Raw genomic sequence first — 680 nt, 5'->3', positions numbered from 1 at the left:
GCTTAGCGTTGCTGCCGTCTCCCTGCTTGGGGCGGCGTCCGGCGGCCGCCTTGTTTTGTTGCGTCATCAAAAGGAGTCTTTCTTGTCTGTGGAGGAGCGGCGCATCGGCGCCGCGACATCAGCCGGCTTCCGTGAAGAACATGTCCAGCGCACTGACGACTGCCACCAATCCGACCACCGCGGCGGAACAGGCGACAGTCCAGAGAAGGGCTTCGCTGAGCCAGTTGCCCGCGAATTGCAGCAGTGAGGAGAGTTCCATGATTCGCTCCAGGTCGTTGATTGAACGAAACCGTCATTGCGCCGCCGTGCGGTTGCAGGCAATTGCACAGCCTAGGGGAGCGGGCGGCGAAAAGTCGTAGTGGCCGCGCGCTCGGCGCTGTGGGAGCGGCGAGGAGTCGCAAGTAGGACCACGCTGACGCTTCGGTGCCTGCGCCTACGTGGCTTTGCGTGCAAATCCGGACGCCGCGCACCCCCGGACCTATACGATGGTCCGCATCCCCTGGCAGCCGGGCACCAAACGTGCTTGACCTGCATCACCCCCTCCAACCCGGCAGCCCCCATGCTTATCAAAATCGGCTTCGACATCGAACTCGGTGTCACCGCGCCCACGGCGCTGATCTACATGTTGCAGGTGCATCCTTCCCGCGCCGGCGATATCCCTCAGGGCGAGCACATCACGA

At 63.4% G+C, this 680-nt stretch carries 1 protein-coding gene; it reads left to right on the top strand.

Translation table 11 applies throughout. The features are described 5' to 3' along the window. Nucleotides 1-247 (top strand): hypothetical protein (locus tag AC1DTN_RS37945; RefSeq protein ID WP_477925295.1); only part of this gene is annotated, 247 nt, incomplete at its 5' end. Nucleotides 248-680: the final 433 nt, after the last annotated feature.

Source organism: Rhizobium sp. 01T444 (assembly GCF_056398305.1).
This window is presented reverse-complemented; position numbering and strand designations above follow the sequence as displayed.